The 15891-nt window shown below is 66.8% G+C and carries 16 protein-coding genes; 9 read left to right on the top strand and 7 right to left on the bottom strand.

The features are described 5' to 3' along the window. The first annotated feature begins 155 nt into the window (after nt 1-155). The 9 genes from sufC (at nt 156) to B9N72_RS18025 (ending at nt 7945) form a co-directional block, all read left to right on the top strand. Nucleotides 156-923: a Fe-S cluster assembly ATPase SufC gene (gene sufC, locus B9N72_RS18065; RefSeq protein ID WP_085277600.1), complete on the top strand. Its 768-nt coding sequence runs from the start codon at nt 156-158 to the stop codon at nt 921-923. Then, the gene (gene sufD / locus B9N72_RS18060; protein WP_085277599.1) at nt 920-2236 is read left to right on the top strand and encodes a Fe-S cluster assembly protein SufD; all 1317 of its coding nucleotides are present in this window, start codon (nt 920-922) and stop codon (nt 2234-2236) included. Before sufC ends, sufD begins: the two co-directional genes overlap by 4 nt. After that, complete coding sequence (locus B9N72_RS18055; RefSeq protein WP_085277598.1) at nt 2233-3495, top strand: cysteine desulfurase; 1263 nt, start codon at nt 2233-2235, stop codon at nt 3493-3495. The genes sufD and B9N72_RS18055 overlap by 4 nt, the downstream gene beginning before the upstream one ends. Then, complete coding sequence (sufU, locus tag B9N72_RS18050; protein WP_085277597.1) at nt 3495-3944, top strand: Fe-S cluster assembly sulfur transfer protein SufU; 450 nt, start codon at nt 3495-3497, stop codon at nt 3942-3944. Before B9N72_RS18055 ends, sufU begins: the two co-directional genes overlap by 1 nt. A 5-nt stretch (nt 3945-3949) precedes the next feature. Then, nucleotides 3950-4309, top strand: a complete 360-nt coding sequence (locus B9N72_RS18045) for an SUF system Fe-S cluster assembly protein (protein WP_085277596.1) — start codon at nt 3950-3952, stop codon at nt 4307-4309. After that, a complete protein-coding gene (locus tag B9N72_RS18040) occupies nt 4309-4629 on the top strand; it encodes a non-heme iron oxygenase ferredoxin subunit (protein WP_085277595.1) in 321 nt (106 codons plus the stop codon). Before B9N72_RS18045 ends, B9N72_RS18040 begins: the two co-directional genes overlap by 1 nt. 294 nt (nt 4630-4923) lie before the next feature. Then, nucleotides 4924-5991, top strand: a complete 1068-nt coding sequence (locus B9N72_RS18035) for an efflux RND transporter periplasmic adaptor subunit (protein ID WP_085277594.1) — start codon at nt 4924-4926, stop codon at nt 5989-5991. Next, nucleotides 5988-7232 (top strand): ABC transporter permease, encoded by a 1245-nt coding sequence (locus B9N72_RS18030; protein ID WP_085277593.1) that lies wholly within the window; start codon nt 5988-5990, stop codon nt 7230-7232. Before B9N72_RS18035 ends, B9N72_RS18030 begins: the two co-directional genes overlap by 4 nt. Continuing rightward, the gene (locus B9N72_RS18025; protein ID WP_085277592.1) at nt 7229-7945 is read left to right on the top strand and encodes an ABC transporter ATP-binding protein; all 717 of its coding nucleotides are present in this window, start codon (nt 7229-7231) and stop codon (nt 7943-7945) included. The genes B9N72_RS18030 and B9N72_RS18025 overlap by 4 nt, the downstream gene beginning before the upstream one ends. Before the next feature lie 146 nt (nt 7946-8091). On the opposite strand, the gene B9N72_RS18020 is transcribed toward B9N72_RS18025, so the two are convergent. The 7 genes from B9N72_RS18020 to B9N72_RS17990 form a co-directional block, all read right to left on the bottom strand. Continuing rightward, entirely contained in the window at nt 8092-8724 is a 633-nt protein-coding gene (locus B9N72_RS18020; protein WP_085277591.1) for an acetate uptake transporter, read from the bottom strand. A gap of 112 nt (nt 8725-8836) precedes the next feature. Continuing rightward, a complete protein-coding gene (locus tag B9N72_RS18015) occupies nt 8837-9625 on the bottom strand; it encodes an enoyl-CoA hydratase-related protein (protein WP_085277590.1) in 789 nt (262 codons plus the stop codon). 78 nt (nt 9626-9703) lie between these two features. After that, on the bottom strand, nt 9704-10564 hold the full coding sequence (locus B9N72_RS18010) for a 3-hydroxybutyryl-CoA dehydrogenase (protein WP_085277589.1): 861 nt from the start codon (nt 10562-10564) through the stop codon (nt 9704-9706). A gap of 101 nt (nt 10565-10665) precedes the next feature. Next, on the bottom strand, nt 10666-12303 hold the full coding sequence (locus B9N72_RS18005) for an electron transfer flavoprotein-ubiquinone oxidoreductase (RefSeq protein ID WP_234986039.1): 1638 nt from the start codon (nt 12301-12303) through the stop codon (nt 10666-10668). A gap of 10 nt (nt 12304-12313) precedes the next feature. Then, entirely contained in the window at nt 12314-14098 is a 1785-nt protein-coding gene (locus tag B9N72_RS18000) for an acyl-CoA dehydrogenase (protein WP_085277588.1), read from the bottom strand. A 100-nt stretch (nt 14099-14198) separates the two neighbouring features. After that, nucleotides 14199-15131: an electron transfer flavoprotein subunit alpha/FixB family protein gene (locus B9N72_RS17995; protein ID WP_085277587.1), complete on the bottom strand. Its 933-nt coding sequence runs from the start codon at nt 15129-15131 to the stop codon at nt 14199-14201. Beyond that, a complete protein-coding gene (locus B9N72_RS17990) occupies nt 15132-15881 on the bottom strand; it encodes an electron transfer flavoprotein subunit beta/FixA family protein (protein ID WP_085277586.1) in 750 nt (249 codons plus the stop codon). Nucleotides 15882-15891 lie beyond the last annotated feature (10 nt).

The following is a 15891-nucleotide window of genomic DNA, read 5'->3' as shown; positions in this document are numbered from 1 at the left end:
CGGGGCTCATGTGCACTGCGTGCGAATCTATTGATTCGCTCAGCGATCAGGAATCCTCATGGACTTCATGTCCATTCCGGTTCCTGCGCTGCTTTTCACCCCGCTGAGGGCCGCTCACGACAGATCGTAAAGCAGATTCTAGCGAGGACCAAACCATGCTCGACATCCGCAACCTGCACGTCTCGATCAACGACAAGCCCATCCTGCGCGGCATCGATCTGACCGTGCGCGCCGGTGAGGTGCACGCCATCATGGGACCTAACGGCTCGGGCAAGAGCACGCTGGCGCATGTGCTGGCCGGGCACGAGGGCTATACGGTGACGGCCGGCGAAGTGCGCTACCTGGGGCGCAACCTGCTCGAACTATCCCCCGAGCTGCGGGCTCGCGAGGGGATTTTCCTGGCGTTTCAGTACCCGGTGGAAATTCCCGGCGTCGCCAACATCTATCTCTTGAAGGCGGCGGTGAACGCGCTGCGCCAGCACCGTGGCGAGCCAGAGCTGGACGCGGTGGACTTCCTCGCGCTGGTGAAGGACAAGCTCAAGCTGATGGGCATGGACACCGACCTGCTGTACCGCTCGGTGAACGAAGGCTTTTCCGGCGGCGAGAAGAAGCGCAACGAGATTTTGCAGATGGCGGTGCTCGAGCCCCGGCTCGCACTGCTCGACGAGACCGACTCGGGCCTGGACATCGACGCGCTCAAGGTCGTCGCCGGCGGGGTCAACGCCATGCGCAGCCCGGAACGCGCCATGGTGCTGGTGACGCACTACCAGCGCCTGCTCAATTACATCGTGCCGGACCAGGTGCACGTGCTGGCACAGGGCCGCATCGCCTTGTCCGGCGGACGTGAGCTGGCGCTGGAGCTGGAAAACCGCGGCTACGGCTGGGTCGAGGCAGCGGCGGGACCGGCGGGAGGCGGCGCATGAATTCTGCCGCCGACTTCTACCGCGACGAATTCGCCCGCATCGCCACGACCTTGCCGGGTAGCGCGCTGCCATGGCTGCGGCACGGGCGCGAGGCGGGCCTGGCGTGCTTCGCCGAGACAGGTTTCCCGACTCTGCGCCAGGAAGACTGGAAGTACACCAGTGTCGCCGCCATCGAGAAAAGCCGCTTTCTGTCGCCCCCTCCGACGGCGAACGGCGTCGCGCCCGGGCAGATCGACGCCTGGGGGCTGGCGGGAACGCAGCGCCTGGTGTTCGTGAATGGCCGTTACCAGCCGCGCTGCTCGAACATCGGGGCACTGCCGGCCGGGGTCACGCTGGCGAGCCTCGCCGAAGTGCTGGGGCGCGAATCGGAACGGCTGGAGGGCGTGCTAGGGCCGCGGTCGGACCCCTACCCGTCCGGCTTCGCCGCGCTCAACCAGGCCTTCTTCAGCGACGGTGTCTATCTCCATCTGGCCGCCGGGGTGGCGCTCGAGACGCCGGTCCACCTGCTGTTCGTCACCACCGAACCGGGGCTGGCGCTGCATACGCGCAACGTGGTCCGGGCCGAGGCCGGCAGCCGCGCCTGCCTGATCGAGCACCATGTGGCGCTGGGCGACGGCGCCTACCTGAGCAACACCGCCACCGACCTGGTGGTCGGGCGCGATGCCGAGGTTGAACACCTCAAGCTGCAACAGGAGTCCCTCAAGGCCTTCCACGTGGCCGCGCTGGACGTCGACCAACAGCAAGGCAGCCGCTTCGTTTCGCGCTCGTTCGCGTTGGGCGGCGGCCTGGGGCGCGTCGACATCCGCGTCGGACTCAACGCCGAGCACGCCAGCTGCACGCTCGACGGGCTCTACATGACCGACGGCCGGCAGCACATCGACCACCACACCCGCATCGACCATGCCCAGCCCTACGGCACCAGCCGCGAGTTCTACAAGGGCGTGCTGGCCGGCGCGTCGCGGGCGGTGTTCAACGGCCGGGTCATCGTGCATGCCGACGCCCAGCACAGCGACGCCTATCAGGCCAACCGCAACTTGCTGCTGTCGGACAACGCCGAGATCGACACCAAGCCGCAGCTGGAAATCTACGCCGACGACGTGAAGTGCCGCCACGGTGCCACCGTCGGCCAGCTCGACCCGGAGCAGGTGTTTTACCTACGCTCGCGCGGGGTGGACGAGGCCGACGCGCGCGCCCTGCTCACCTTCGCCTTCGCGGCGGAGATGACCGGCCGGATCGACATGGCGCCGTTGCGCGCGCGGCTGGAGAAACTGCTGCTGGGGCGTTTGCCCGAGCGGGTGAAGGAGCTGGTATGAACGCCGTGGTGAAGCAAGAAGCCGTCCGCCCGGACACGCTGTCCGCGCCGGAGGTGGCGCGCTGGCGGCAGGATTTCCCCATCCTGCAGCAGACCGTGCACGGCAAGCCGTTGGTCTACCTGGACAACGCCGCCACCACGCAAAAACCGCTCGCCGTGATCGAGGCCGAGGCCCGTTATTACCGTGAGTACAACGCTAACGTCCACCGTGGCGTGCACACCCTGAGCCAGCGTGCCACCGACGCCTTCGAGGCGGCGCGCGACACGGTGCGACGCTTTATCAACGCGGCGCGGCGCGAGGAAATCGTGTTCGTGCGCGGCACCACCGAGGCGATCAACCTGGTGGCGACGAGCTTCGGCCAACGTTTGCGGCGCGGCGACGAAATCCTGATCACCGAAATGGAGCACCACTCCAACATCGTGCCGTGGCAACTGCTGTGCGAGCGCAGCGGTGCCACTCTGCGCGTCGCTCCGATCGATGATGCGGGCGAGCTGCGGCTCGACGAATTTGCGCGCCTGCTGGGCCCGGCCACCCGCCTGGTCGCGGTGACACAGCTGTCCAACGCACTGGGCACCGTCAACCCGGTGCGCCAGCTGATCGAGCTAGCCCACGCCGCCGGGGCGGTGGTGCTGGTCGACGGCGCCCAGGCCGTCGCCCATCTGCCGGTCGACGTGCAGGCGCTCGGCAGCGATTTCTACGCCTTTTCCGGCCACAAGCTTTATGGCCCGACCGGCATCGGTGTGCTCTACGGCAAGGCGGCGCTGCTGGAGTCGATGCCGCCTTACCAGGGCGGCGGCGACATGATCCGCCAGGTCACTTTCACCAGGACCACTTACAACGACTTGCCCTACAAGTTCGAGGCCGGCACCCCGAATATCGCCGGCGTCATCGGCCTGGGAGCGGCCATCGACTATGTGAACACGGTGGGCTTGCCCGCCATCGCCGCCCACGAGCAGGCGCTGCTGGATTACGCCACCGCCGAAGCTGCGCAGATACCCGGCCTGCGCCTGATCGGCACGGCGCGCGACAAGGCGAGCATCCTGGCATTTACCCTGGAGGGTGTGCACCCGCACGACGTCGGAACGATCCTGGATTTGGAAGGGGTGGCGGTGCGCGCCGGGCACCATTGCGCGATGCCGGTGATGGCGCATTTCGGCGTGCCCGCCACGGCGCGCGCCTCGTTCGCCCTCTACAACACGGCCGAAGACGTGGCGACGCTGCTACGCGCCATCCGCAAGGCCCGGGAGGTGTTTGGCTGATGTCCGATTTACGCGATCTCTACCAGGAACTCATCGTCGACCACTATCGCCGGCCGCACAATTTCGGTCCGCTGGCGGGGGCTAACCGCCACGCCGAGGGGTTCAATCCGCTGTGCGGCGACCATCTTTCGTTGTCGCTCAAGGTGGTCGACGGCGTGATCGAGGAGGCCCGTTTCGAAGGCGCGGGCTGTGCCATTTCCACCGCCTCGGCTTCGCTGATGACCGATGCGCTCAAGGGCAGGACCGAGGCCGAGGCCGAAGCGCTGTTTGCCGTCTTCCACGCCTTGGTGACGTCCGAGGACGGCCTTCCCGCTGACGCGCCGCTCGGCAAGCTTGCCGTACTGGCCGGGGTGCGCGAGTTTCCGACCCGGGTGAAGTGCGCCACCCTGGCTTGGCATACCCTGTTGGCCGCGCTGCACCAGGACGGCCAGCCGGTATCGACGGAGTGAAGACGATGGACCTGTTTCACTGGCATCACCGAAACGACAAAACCGCCCCTCCCCCGGTTTCCGAATTGCAGCAGCGCGTGATCGAGGCGCTGCGCACCGTGTACGACCCGGAAATTCCGGTCAACATCTACGACCTGGGGCTCATCTACGCGCTCGACGTGGATGACGCCGAGGGCAAGGTCCATATCGACCTGACGCTGACCGCGCCGGGCTGCCCGGTGGCGCAGACCTTTCCCGCGCAGGTGGCCGAGGCGGTGGAACGCGTCGACGGCGTGCACGAGGCCGAGGTCGAACTGGTGTGGGAGCCGCCCTGGTCGCAGGACATGATGAGCGAGGCGGCACGCCTGGAACTGGGCCTGCTGTGATGAGCGACTGGTTCGACGTGGCCCCGGCCGACGGCTTCCCGCCCGGGACGTTCCACACCGTGGACGCCGACGGCGTGGCGATTGCCGTGTTCAACGTCGAGGGCCGCTATTACGCCATCGAGGACATGTGCAGCCACGAAGCCGAGACCCTGTCCGGTGGCGAGGTGCTGGGTGAGTGCATCGTCTGCCCACGCCACGGCGCGTCGTTCTCGCTGCGTACCGGCGAGGCACTCGGCCCGCCCGCCTACGAACCGGTCGCTACCTTCCCGGTGCGCGTCGAGCAGGGCATGGTGCAAGTGCGCGACGACCGCTTCGATTGAATCCGTCCCCACGAGGCACCGTGTTGTCGCATGTCCTTTGCCGGAACGGGTAGATCACCGTCTGTTCCGGCCCCGCCCCATCCGTTCTGGATAAATCTTGACCCCACGCATGGCACTCGCCGGCGGCGCGATCTATCGTCAACATAGTTCCTTGCAACGTTCTCGACGGCCTGGCGGGGCCGGTCGAACCATCGAGAGCAATGCAGATGAAGGGCTGGCGCCGCGCCACCTCACGCAGGTGAAATCGTATTCCGCTGGCCGTAGCGCCTGTTATGAAGCGACCAATGACACGATATGGCATCGAACGATAGCCGTTCCCACCGAAAATCCGCCCTCTATCGGGCCGGCAAAGGGGCCTTCTTCCTGCTGCTCGCCGCCGGGCTATCCGTCCTGCTCTGGCACTGGCTGGCACCCCCCATGGTCAAAGTGGGCCACCCCACACGCGGGCCGGCCATCCAGGCGGTGTACGCCACCGGCAACGTCGAGGCAAGCGTGACAGTCACCATCGCTCCGCAGGTCGGCGGGCGGCTGGTCGAGCTGCGCGCCGATGAAGGTGCCGAGGTGACGCCGGGGCAAATCCTGGGCCGGCTCGACGACAGCGATCTGCGCGCCAGCCTGGGCGACGAACAGGCCCGGCTGCGTTACGCCGAGCAGCGCTGGCAACGCGTGCAGGCGCTGTTCAGCTCCGGCTTCGCCACCATCGATCAGCTCGATCAGGCCCGCTCCACATTCGATTCCGCCCGCGCCACCACGCGCCGCATCGAAGAGCAGATCAAATTCATGACGCTGCGCGCGCCCGGCGCCGGGCACATCATCCGCCGCGACGGCGAGGTGGGGGACTTCATACCGCTCAACCAGCCGGTGTTCTATCTGGCCCAGTCCGGCGCACCGCCGCGCATCACCACCGTGGTCGATGAGGAAGACATCGCCGGTGTCAAAGTGGGACAGCCTGCCCAGATCACCGCCGACGGTTTCCCCGGGCGGGTGTTCGAAGGCAAGGTGGCCGAGATCACCGCCAAGGGCGACCCGCTGGCGCGCAACTACCGCGTGCGCATCGCCCTGCTTCCCGGCACCCCGTTGATGATCGGCATGACCACCGAGGTCAACATCATCCTGGCCCGGCGTGAGCACGCGCTGCTGGTGCCGAGCACGGCGCTCAACGGCAGCGCGATCTGGCTGGTGCGCGACGGCCGTGCGCACAAACAGAGCCTCTCGCTCGGTGCCAGGGGGGCGGACCGCAGCGAGGTGCTGGTCGGCCTGAACGATGGCGATACCTTCATCGCCGAACCGCCGGCCGAACTGAAGGACGGGCAGAAGGTGCGCGCCCAGCCCGATGCCGCGCCGGCAGGAACGCCCCGATGAAGCTGGCGGCCTCGATCGCGCTGAGCCACCTGCTGTCGCGCCGGCGCCAGACGCTGGTTTCGCTCGCCGGCATCGGTCTCGGCGTGGCGTTCTTTCTTGCTGTGTCAGCCCTGATGCGCGGCTCGGAGCAGGACTTCATGCACCGCCTGGTGGACAACTCGGCCCACATCACCGTGTACGACGAATTCCGCCAGGCCAAGCCGCAGGCGGCCGAACTGGCAGCGGCGCACGGCGCGGTGGAAATCCACGGCGTCAAGCCGGAAACCGAGGTGCGCGGCATCCGCCAGTACAAGCAGAAGCTGGATTTCGTCAGCCGCCTGCCGGGCCTGCGCGTGGCGCCGGTGCTGCTCGGGCAGGCTATCTTCACCTTCGCCGGCAAGGACCTGGGCGCCGCCATCAACGGTATCGAGCCGGACCTGATGAAGAACGTCAGCACCATCGACCAGTATTTCGTGTCCGGCTCGCTCGCCTCGCTGCACTCCGACCCGGACGGCATCATCATCGGCACCGGTCTCGCCGACAAATTCCGCGCCAAGCTCGGCGACAAGATCTCGGTCACCTCCCCCACCGGCCTGGTGCGCGTGATGAAGATCGTCGCCCTGTTCCGTACCGGTACTGCCTCCTACGACGATGGGCAGACCTTTATCATCCTCAAGCGCGCGCAGACGTTGCTGGGCCGCCCCAACGTGGCTAACCGTTTCATCCTCAAGCTGGACGACCCGGCGCGCGCACCGGTCGTCGCGGGCCAGATCGAACGCGCGCTCGGCTACAAGACGCAATCGTGGCAGGAAGCCAGCGAAGACATCATGAACCTGGTGAAAATCCGCAACATCATCATGTACAGCGTGGTGGCCGCCACCCTGATCGTGGCCGCCTTCGGCATCTACAACGTGATTTCCACCGTGGTGCTGGAAAAAACCCGCGATATCGCCATCCTCAAGTCGATCGGCTTTCACGCGCGCGACATCCGCCGGATCTTCCTGATCGAAGGCGCCCTGCTCGGCCTGGTCGGCAGCGTGCTCGGCACCGGCCTTGGGCTGGCACTGATGGCCGGCCTCGCGCGGGTCGAAGTGAAAAGCCCGTTCATCACCACGCAAGCCTTTCTGCCGATCTACTGGGGCTGGGACCAAATGGCGCTGGCCGCGGCGTTCGCCATGGGCTCGGCGCTGGTGGCCGCCTATCTGCCGGCGCGCAAGGGCGGACGCGTGCGCCCGGTGGACATCCTGCGGGGGGCGGCATGAGCACGGTGCTGCGCACGGAATCGCTCACGCGCGTGCTGCCGGGCGACGTGCCCACCACGCTGGTGGAGAACATCGACCTGGAGATCGCGCGCGGCGAGTTCGTCGCCATCATGGGACCGTCCGGCTCGGGCAAGTCGTCGCTGCTCTATCTCTTGGGGCTGCTCGACATGCCCACCGCCGGTCAGGTGTGGTTGGACGACACCCTGACCACCGGCCTGAGCGAAGATCACCTCGCCCATATCCGGCTGGAACGCATCGGCTTTGTGTTCCAGTTCCACTTTCTGCTGGAAGAATTCTCGGCGCTCGACAACGTGATGCTGCCGATGCGTAAGCTGGCGCGTTTAACAGAGGAAGAAGCGCACGACAAGGCGAGCGAGCTGCTGCACACCTTCGGACTGGCCGAGCAGATGCACAAGCGTCCGAGCCAGATGTCCGGAGGGCAGCGCCAGCGCGTGGCCGTGGCGCGGGCGCTGGCGAACGACCCGCAGCTGATCCTGGCGGACGAACCGAGCGGCTCGCTCGACACCCACGCCAGCGCCAACGTGCGCGACATCCTGCACGACCTGGCGCGCAACCAGAACCGTGCCGTGGTCGCCGTCACGCACGACCCGACCTTCGCCCAGGCTGCCGACCGCCGCATCTTTCTGGTGGATGGGCAGCTGCAACCGCCCGAGCGTGCCGCCGCGCTGTTCGAAGTGAGCGTGCGGCACTAGCGGCGCCTGGCATTGCCGATCGACTGTGGTTCTTTATGGGAGGGGGAAATCGCTACCGCCCCGGCAGGAGAACCGTCGTTTCGACCAGGGTTGTGGGCGGAAGTCATGGAACGGGCGCGCCCGCAGGGCACGCCCGGATCAGGGCATCAGCTACGTTTGATCAGACCCAGCGGGGCGCCCAAGGGCAGAATTTCCCGGCCGAAGAAATTCCGGAAGAAGATGGCGCCGCAGGCGTAGAAGCCCAAGAGCGAGATCAACAGTTCGGACCAGGCCGCCGCCGTGCTGAACTGGGCCTTGGCCACGCCCAGCGCGGCAAAACCCAGCGAAAACAGCAGGACGTTGATCAGCACCACAATGGTGGCGAACACCTTGTTGGTCTCGAACGCCACCACCATGATGAACAGCGAGAAGATGCCGTAGCCGAAGAAGGCGAAGGCGATCTGGTGCGGGTCGAACTGCGCCGGGTCAACGGCACCGAACCAGCCCAGGCTGATCGCCCAGTGCATGGACACCGCCATCCAGAACAGACCGTACACCCCCAGCACAATGGCGCCGAAGTAGTTGTTTTTCTTGAAGTCGAGCGACGAGGCCCAAATCTGCGCGATCGACCCCAGGAACATCGTCCACGGGATCAGATAGCCCACCCCTTCGGTCCAGTGCATCTTGGCCGAGGCCGCCACGAACGTGACCAGCGACAGGCCGAACACGCCCAGGGCGGTGGGGTCGGCAATGGTGGTACGGGTTTCGACGATCTGAAGACCCTGCTGAGGTGCAGTCATGATAGTTTTCCTCCATGGAAGTTTTGATTGTTATGGTGGGTGGTTCGGTACTGCGGGGGTGCAACGCCGGAGAGGCGGCGCAGGTGCGCCCTCTCTCCGGTAAAACGGGACGCTAGCGGTTGCTGAAGGTGGGGGTGCGCTTGTCGAGGAAGGCGGCCACGCCCTCGCGCTTGTCCTCGGTGGAAAACGCCAGGCCGAATACCTGAGCCTCGAACTGGCAGGCGTTGTCGAGGTCGAGATCCTGGCCGCGTTGCACCGCTTCCTTGCTGAGCCGCACCGCGATCGGCGCCTTGCTGGCGATCTGCCGCGCCATCGTGAGCGCTTCGTCCATCAGCTGTCCGGCGGGGAAGACATGGTTGACCAGGCCCCAGCGCAGCGCCTCGTCCGCCTTGACCTGGCGCCCGGTGGTGATGAGTTCCAGTGCGCGCGCGCGCCCCACCAGCCGGGTCAGGCGCTGTGTGCCGCCGAAGCCGGGCGTGAGGCCCAGATTGACCTCGGGTTGGCCGAAGACGGCGTTCTCGCCCGCCAGAATCCAGTCACAGCTCATGGCCAGTTCGCAGCCGCCGCCCAGCGCGTAGCCGTTGACCACGGCGATCACCGGGATCGCCAGGGTTTCCAGCTGGCGGAACACCGCCATGGTGTCGCGGGCGAAGCGCTGCCCTTCGATCGGGCTCATGTCCTGCATGGCGCGGATATCGGCGCCGGCCACAAAAGCCTTGTCCCCGGCGCCGGTCACCAGCAGCACGCGCGCGTAGCGATCGGCGGCGACGGTTGCCAGCGCCGCGCCCAGCTCGGCGATAGTGGCGCGGTTCAGGGCGTTCAGGGCCTTGGGACGATTGATGGTCAGACGGTAGATGGAAGGCTCGACGATCTCGAGCAGCACATTGGGTTCGCTGGACATGGCGGATGCCTCCTGTTGTCAGGGTGATCGGCGAAGCCGGCGCCGTGCGCCAGCTCCGTGACGGCCATCGGGTTTGGCTTAGGTGTTGTAGCGGAAAAAGCCCTGGCCGGTTTTGCGCCCGAGCAGGCCGGCATCGACCATCTGCTTGAGCAAGGGACATGGGCGGTATTTCGAATCGTCGAAGCCCTCGTGCAGCACCGCCATGATGGCGAGGCAGGTGTCGAGCCCGATCAGGTCGGCCAGCGCCAAGGGGCCGATGGGATGGTTGGCGCCGAGCTTCATCACGGTGTCGATGTCCTCCGCGCTGGCCAGCCCCTCGTACAGGCAGAAGATCGCTTCGTTGATCATCGGAATCAGCAGACGGTTGGCGACGAAGCCGAAGCCGTCCTTCACCTCCACCGGCACCTTGCCGATCTGCTTGGCCAGCAGCGTTACCGCCTGGCACACCGCATCCGAGGTATGCAGGCCGCGGATGACCTCGATCAGCGGCATCACCGGCACCGGGTTCATGAAGTGCATGCCGATGACCTTGTCGGGGCGCTGGGTCGCCGCCGCGATGCGGGTGATCGAGATCGACGAGGTATTGCTGGCGAGCACGGCGTTCGGCTGCACGATGGCGTCGAGGCGGCGGAAGATGTCGAGCTTGAGCGTTTCGTTCTCGGTGGCGGCCTCGATCACGCAATCGCACTGGGCCAGTTGCTCCAGGCTGGCGGCAGGCTTCAGGTGGCGCAGTGCCTCGTCGCGGGCGCTGGCGCTCAGCTTGTCCTTGGTCACCAGCCGATCGAGCTGTCCGGCGATGGTGTCGATGCCGCGCGCGACGGCCTGTTCGGAAACGTCGTTCAGCAGCACCGTCATGCCGGCCATGGCGCAGACCTGGGCGATGCCGCTCCCCATTTGCCCTGCTCCAACCACGCCGATGGTCAAGTTGTTTTCTGTCATCGCTGTTCTCTCTCTTGTGTGAAGGTGTGCTTGTTATCAGGCGCAGGCCGGCGCTTGCCGGAGGGTGAAGCGCTCCGGGCAAGACCAGGCCGCACGGCCGTTTACATGTTCGGGTAGTTGGGCCCGCCGCCGCCTTCCGGCGTCACCCAGCCGATGTTCTGGGTCGGGTCCTTGATGTCGCAGGTCTTGCAGTGCACGCAGTTCTGCGCGTTGATCTGCAGGCGCGGTTCGCCCTCCTCACGGCCGACGATCTCGTACACCCCGGCCGGGCAGTAGCGCTGCTCGGGGGCGTCGTACTTTTCCAGGTTGACGCGGATCGGTACCGTCGGGTCCTTCAGCTTCAGGTGTGGCGGCTGGTCTTCGCTGTGGTTGGTGTTGGAGATGAACACCGACGACAGGCGGTCGAAGGTCAGCACACCGTCCGGCTTCGGGTAGGCGATCGGCGTGCACTCGTCCTTGGGCTTGAGGCACTCGTGGTCGGCGTGCTGGTGATGCAGCGTCCACGGGGCCTTGCCGCGAAACAGGTAGGTGTCGAGCGCCGAGTAGAGCATTGCCGGCCACAGCCCCCAGCGGAACGACGGGCGGATGTTGCGCACGCGGTAGAGTTCGTCGTAGAGCCAGCTCTGCTTGAACTTGTCGGTGTAGGCGGCGGCCTCGATGGGCTGGCCTTCCTGTGCCGTGGCCAGCGCCTCGGCAATGGCTTCGGCCGCCAGCATGGCGGACTTCATCGCGGTGTGGGTGCCCTTGATCTTGGGCACGTTGAGGAAGCCGGCGGTGTCGCCGATCAGCACCCCGCCCGGGAAGGTGAGCTTGGGGATGCTCTGCAGCCCGCCTTCGGAGATGGCGCGCGCGCCGTAGGACAGGCGCCGGCCGCCTTCGAACACGCCCTTGATGGCCGGGTGGGTCTTGAAGCGCTGGAATTCCTCGTACGGCGACAGGTAGGGGTTCTGGTAGTCCAGCCCCACCACGAAGCCGACCACGACTTGGTTGTTCTCCAGGTGGTAGAGGAAGGAACCGCCGTAGGTGGCGGTGTCCATCGGCCAGCCGGCGGTGTGGGTGATCTTGCCCGGCTGGTGCAGTTCGGGCTTCACTTCCCACAGTTCCTTGATGCCGATGCCGTAGGTTTGCGGGTCGGCGCCGTTGCGCAGCTTGAAGCGTTCGAACAGGGTCTTGGTGAGGGAGCCGCGGCAGCCTTCGGCGAACACGGTCTGTTTGGCCCACAGTTCGATGCCGGGTTCGCCTTCCTGGTCGCCGTTCTTGCCGGTGCCGACGTTGCCGGTGGCCACGCCCTTGACCGAGCCGTCCGGGTGGTAGAGCACTTCGGCGGCGGCGAAGCCGGGGTAGATTTCGACGCCGAGTTCTTCGGCCTGCTGGCCGAGCCAGCGGCAGAAGTTGCCCAGGCTGATGATGTAGTTGCCCTCGTTGTGCATCTGCGGCGGGGTAGGCAGCTGGATCGACTCGGTTTCGGTCAGCAGCAGGAACTGGTCCTTCTGGGCCGGGGTGTTGAGCGGCGCGCCCTTGTCTTTCCAGTCCGGGATCAGTTCGTTCAGCGTGCGCGGTTCAAGCACCGCGCCGGACAGGATGTGGGCGCCGATCTCGGAGCCCTTCTCCAAGAGACACACGCTGATGTCCTGGCCCTTGTCGGCCGCCAGCTGCTTGAGGCGAATCGCCGCGCTCAGGCCGGAAGGGCCGCCGCCGACGATCACCACGTCGTATTCCATGCTTTCGCGCGCGTTCATCCGCCTCTCCTCAGAACGCGGACTCGTCGAGCGCCAGCGTGGAACGGGCGCCGTGCTGGACCACGTAGGCGTGGGTCATGGCACGCGGCAGGATGTGCTCGGCGTAGAACAGCGCGGTGTCGATCTTGGCACGGTAGAACGCGGCCGTTTCGCCGGCGGCGATGCGGGCCTGGGCGGCGCCTGCCGCCCGCGTCATCTGCCAGCCGCCGCACACGGTGCCCAGCAGCATCAGGTAAGGCACGGCCCCGGCAAACGCCAAGCGCGGGTCGACGGTGGCCGCCTCGATCAGGTGGCGGGTGGCGCCTTCCAGTTCCTTGATGGCCACATCCTGCGCCGCGGCCAACTGGCGGAACGCCTCGCCGTCCAGAGCGCCAACGCGCGCGGTGTCGGTACGCATCTCCTCGATCAGCGCCAGCAGCGTCTTGCCCTGTTCACGCAGCGTCTTGCGACCCAGCAGATCGTTGGCCTGGATGCCGGTGGTGCCTTCGTAGATGGTGATGATGCGCGCGTCGCGCATGTGCTGGGCGGCGCCGGTTTCCTCGATGAAGCCCATGCCGCCATGCACCTGCACGCCGAGCGAGGTGACTTCCTGAGCGGTCTCGGTGCACCAGCCCTTCACCACCGGGGTGAGCAGTTCGACGCGGGACTGGTAGCGTGCGCGCTCCGCCGGGTCGGGGTGGCGCGCGGCCTGGTCCATGTAGGCCGCCGTGACGTAGGCCAGCGCCCGCATCGCCTCGGTCTGCGATTTCATGGTCAGCAGCATGCGCCGCACGTCGGGGTGGCGGATGATGGCGCCGGCCGACTCGTGGCCCAGCGCCCGGCCCTGCACCCGCTCGCGGGCGTAGTCGCGCGCCTGCTGGTAGGCGCGTTCGGAAATCGCCACGCCTTCCAGGCCGACCGCCAGCCGCGCGTGGTTCATCATGGTGAACATGTACTCGAGGCCGCGGTTGGGCTCGCCCACCAGGTAGCCGATGGCGCCGGCGCTCTCGCCGTAGGCCAGCACGGCGGTCGGGCTGCCGTGGATGCCCATCTTGTGCTCCAGCGACACGCACTGCACGTCGTTGCGCTCGCCCAGCGAGCCGTCGGCGTTGAGCAGGTACTTCGGCACCACGAACAGCGAGATGCCCTTCACCCCGGCCGGGGCGTCCGGCAGACGCGCCAGCACCAGGTGCACGATGTTCTCGGTGACATCATGCTCGCCCCAGGTGATGAAGATCTTGTTGCCGAAGAGGCGGTAGTGATCGCCCTCCGGCATGGCGCGGCTGCGTACCGCCGAAAGGTCGGAACCGGCCTGCGGCTCGGTCAGGTTCATGGTGCCGGTCCATTCGCCCGACACCAGTTTGGCGAGGTAGGCGTTCTGCTGTTCCGGGGTGCCATGGTGCAGCAGCGCCTCAAGCGCGCCCTGGGTCAGCATCGGGCACAGCGAGAACGCCAGGCAGGCGGATTTCCACATCTCGGTCACCGGCTTGGCCAAGAGCTGCGGCAAGCCCTGCCCGCCGAATGCCTCCGGCGACGAGATGCCGCCCCAGCCCGCCTCGACGAACTGGTGATAGGCCTCGGCAAAGCCGGCGGGCACCACCACCTTGCCGTCGACGAGACGGCTGCCTTCGCGGTCGCCGACCACGTTGAGCGGCGCGATCACCTCGCCGGCGAAGCGGCCCGCTTCCTCCAGCACCGCCTCGGCCAGTTCGGCGCCCGCCTCTTCCCATCCCGGCAGCGCGCCCACGTCGGCCAAGCCGGCCAGCTCCTGCATCACGAACAACATGTCCCGCACCGGGGCAACGTACTGACTCATTATCTCTATCCTCTTGCGAACCCGGGTCCACACGTTGGCCGAAGACGTCGGACAAGGCCGTGCCCAGGCTGGCCTGCGTGTGGGGCCGGGTGGTGAACGGTCACTGGCCAAGCGCGGAGATCAACTCCGGTACGGCCTGGAAAAGGTCGGCGGTCAGGCCGTAATCAGCGACCTGGAAAATCGGCGCCTCCGGGTCCTTGTTGATCGCCACGATCACCTTGGAACCCTTCATGCCGGCCAGATGCTGGATGGCACCGGAAATGCCGACCGCGATGTAGAGTTGCGGCGCGACGATCTTGCCGGTCTGCCCTACCTGGTAGTCGTTGGGCACGAAGCCCGAATCGACCGCCGCGCGCGAAGCGCCGATCGCGGCGCCCAGCCGGTCGGCCAGGGTTTCCAGCAGCTTGAAGTTCTCGCCGCTTTGCAAGCCGCGTCCGCCGGATACCACGATCTTGGCTTCGGTGAGTTCCGGGCGGGAGGAATGGGTCAACTCCCGCTCCAGCAGGCGCGACATGCCCAGGTCGGGGCCGGGGGCGATGGTGTCGATCGGTGCGGTGCCGCCCTGGCCGGTGGCCTCGAACGCGGTGGCGCGCACCGTGATCACCTTGATCGGGTCGTCGGAGCGCACCTTGGCGAGCACATTGCCGGCATAAATCGGCCGCACGAAGGTGTCCGGCGCCAGCACCTCGACGATGTCCGACACCTGGCCGACGTCGAGCTGCGCGGCCACGCGCGGCAGCACGTTCTTGCCGAAGGTGGTCGCCGGGGCCAGCACGTGGCTGTAGGACGGGGCCAGCGAGACGATCAGCGCCGCCAGGTTTTCGGCCAACCCTCCCTCGTAGTGCCGCGCATCCGCCATCAGTACCTTGCCGACGCCGCGCAGACGGGCAGCCTGTTCCGCGGCGGCGGAGCAGGCGCTGCCGGCCACCAGCACGTGAATCTCGACGCCGAGCTGACGTGCCGCAGCGATGGTGTTGGCGGTCGCGCTCTTGAGCGAGCCGTTGTCGTGTTCAGCGATAATCAGGGCCGTCATTCAGATCACCTTTGCCTCGTTCTTCAATTTCGCCAACAGCTCGGCCACGTCGGCCACCCTCACCCCGGCGCTGCGCGCGGCCGGCTCGGCCAGGCCCAGCGTGGTCAGGCGCGGCCGGGTGTCGACGCCGAATTCGTCCAGCGCGACGACGTCGAGCGGCTTCTTCTTGGCTTTCATGATGTTGGGCAGCGTGGTGTAGCGCGGGCTGTTGAGGCGCAGGTCGGTGGTGACCACCGCCGGCAGCGTGACGGCGATGATTTCCAGGCCACCGTCGATTTCCCGCGTCACGGTGGCGCCGTCGGTACCGAGGTCGAGCTTGGAAGCGAAGGTCGCCTGCGGCCAGCCCAACAGGCCCGCCAGCATCTGCCCGGCCTGGTTGGCGTCGCCGTCGGTCGACTGCTTGCCGCAGATCACCAGCCGCGGCTGCTCGCGCGCCACCACCTCGCGCAGCAGCTTGGCCACTGCCAGCGGCTCCAGCACTGCCTCGGTACGGATCAGCAGGGCACGGTCGGCGCCCATCGCCAGCGCCGCGCGCAGCACGTCCTGGCAGGCGTCCGATCCGATCGAGACCGCGACGATCTCGCCGGCCGCGCCGGCCTCTTTCAGACGGATCGCTTCTTCCACCGCGATCTCGTCGAACGGGTTCATCGACATCTTCGCGTTGTCGCTGTCGACGGCGCTGCCGTCGGCCTTGAGGCGGACCTTGACGTTGGCGTCGATGACCCGCTTCACGGGTACCACAATCTTCATTTCCTCACTC

Source organism: Pseudogulbenkiania subflava DSM 22618 (genome assembly GCF_900177275.1).
Taxonomy (GTDB): domain Bacteria; phylum Pseudomonadota; class Gammaproteobacteria; order Burkholderiales; family Chromobacteriaceae; genus Pseudogulbenkiania; species Pseudogulbenkiania subflava.
Note: the sequence above shows the minus strand (reverse complement) of the source record. Positions and strands in the feature narration are given on the sequence as shown.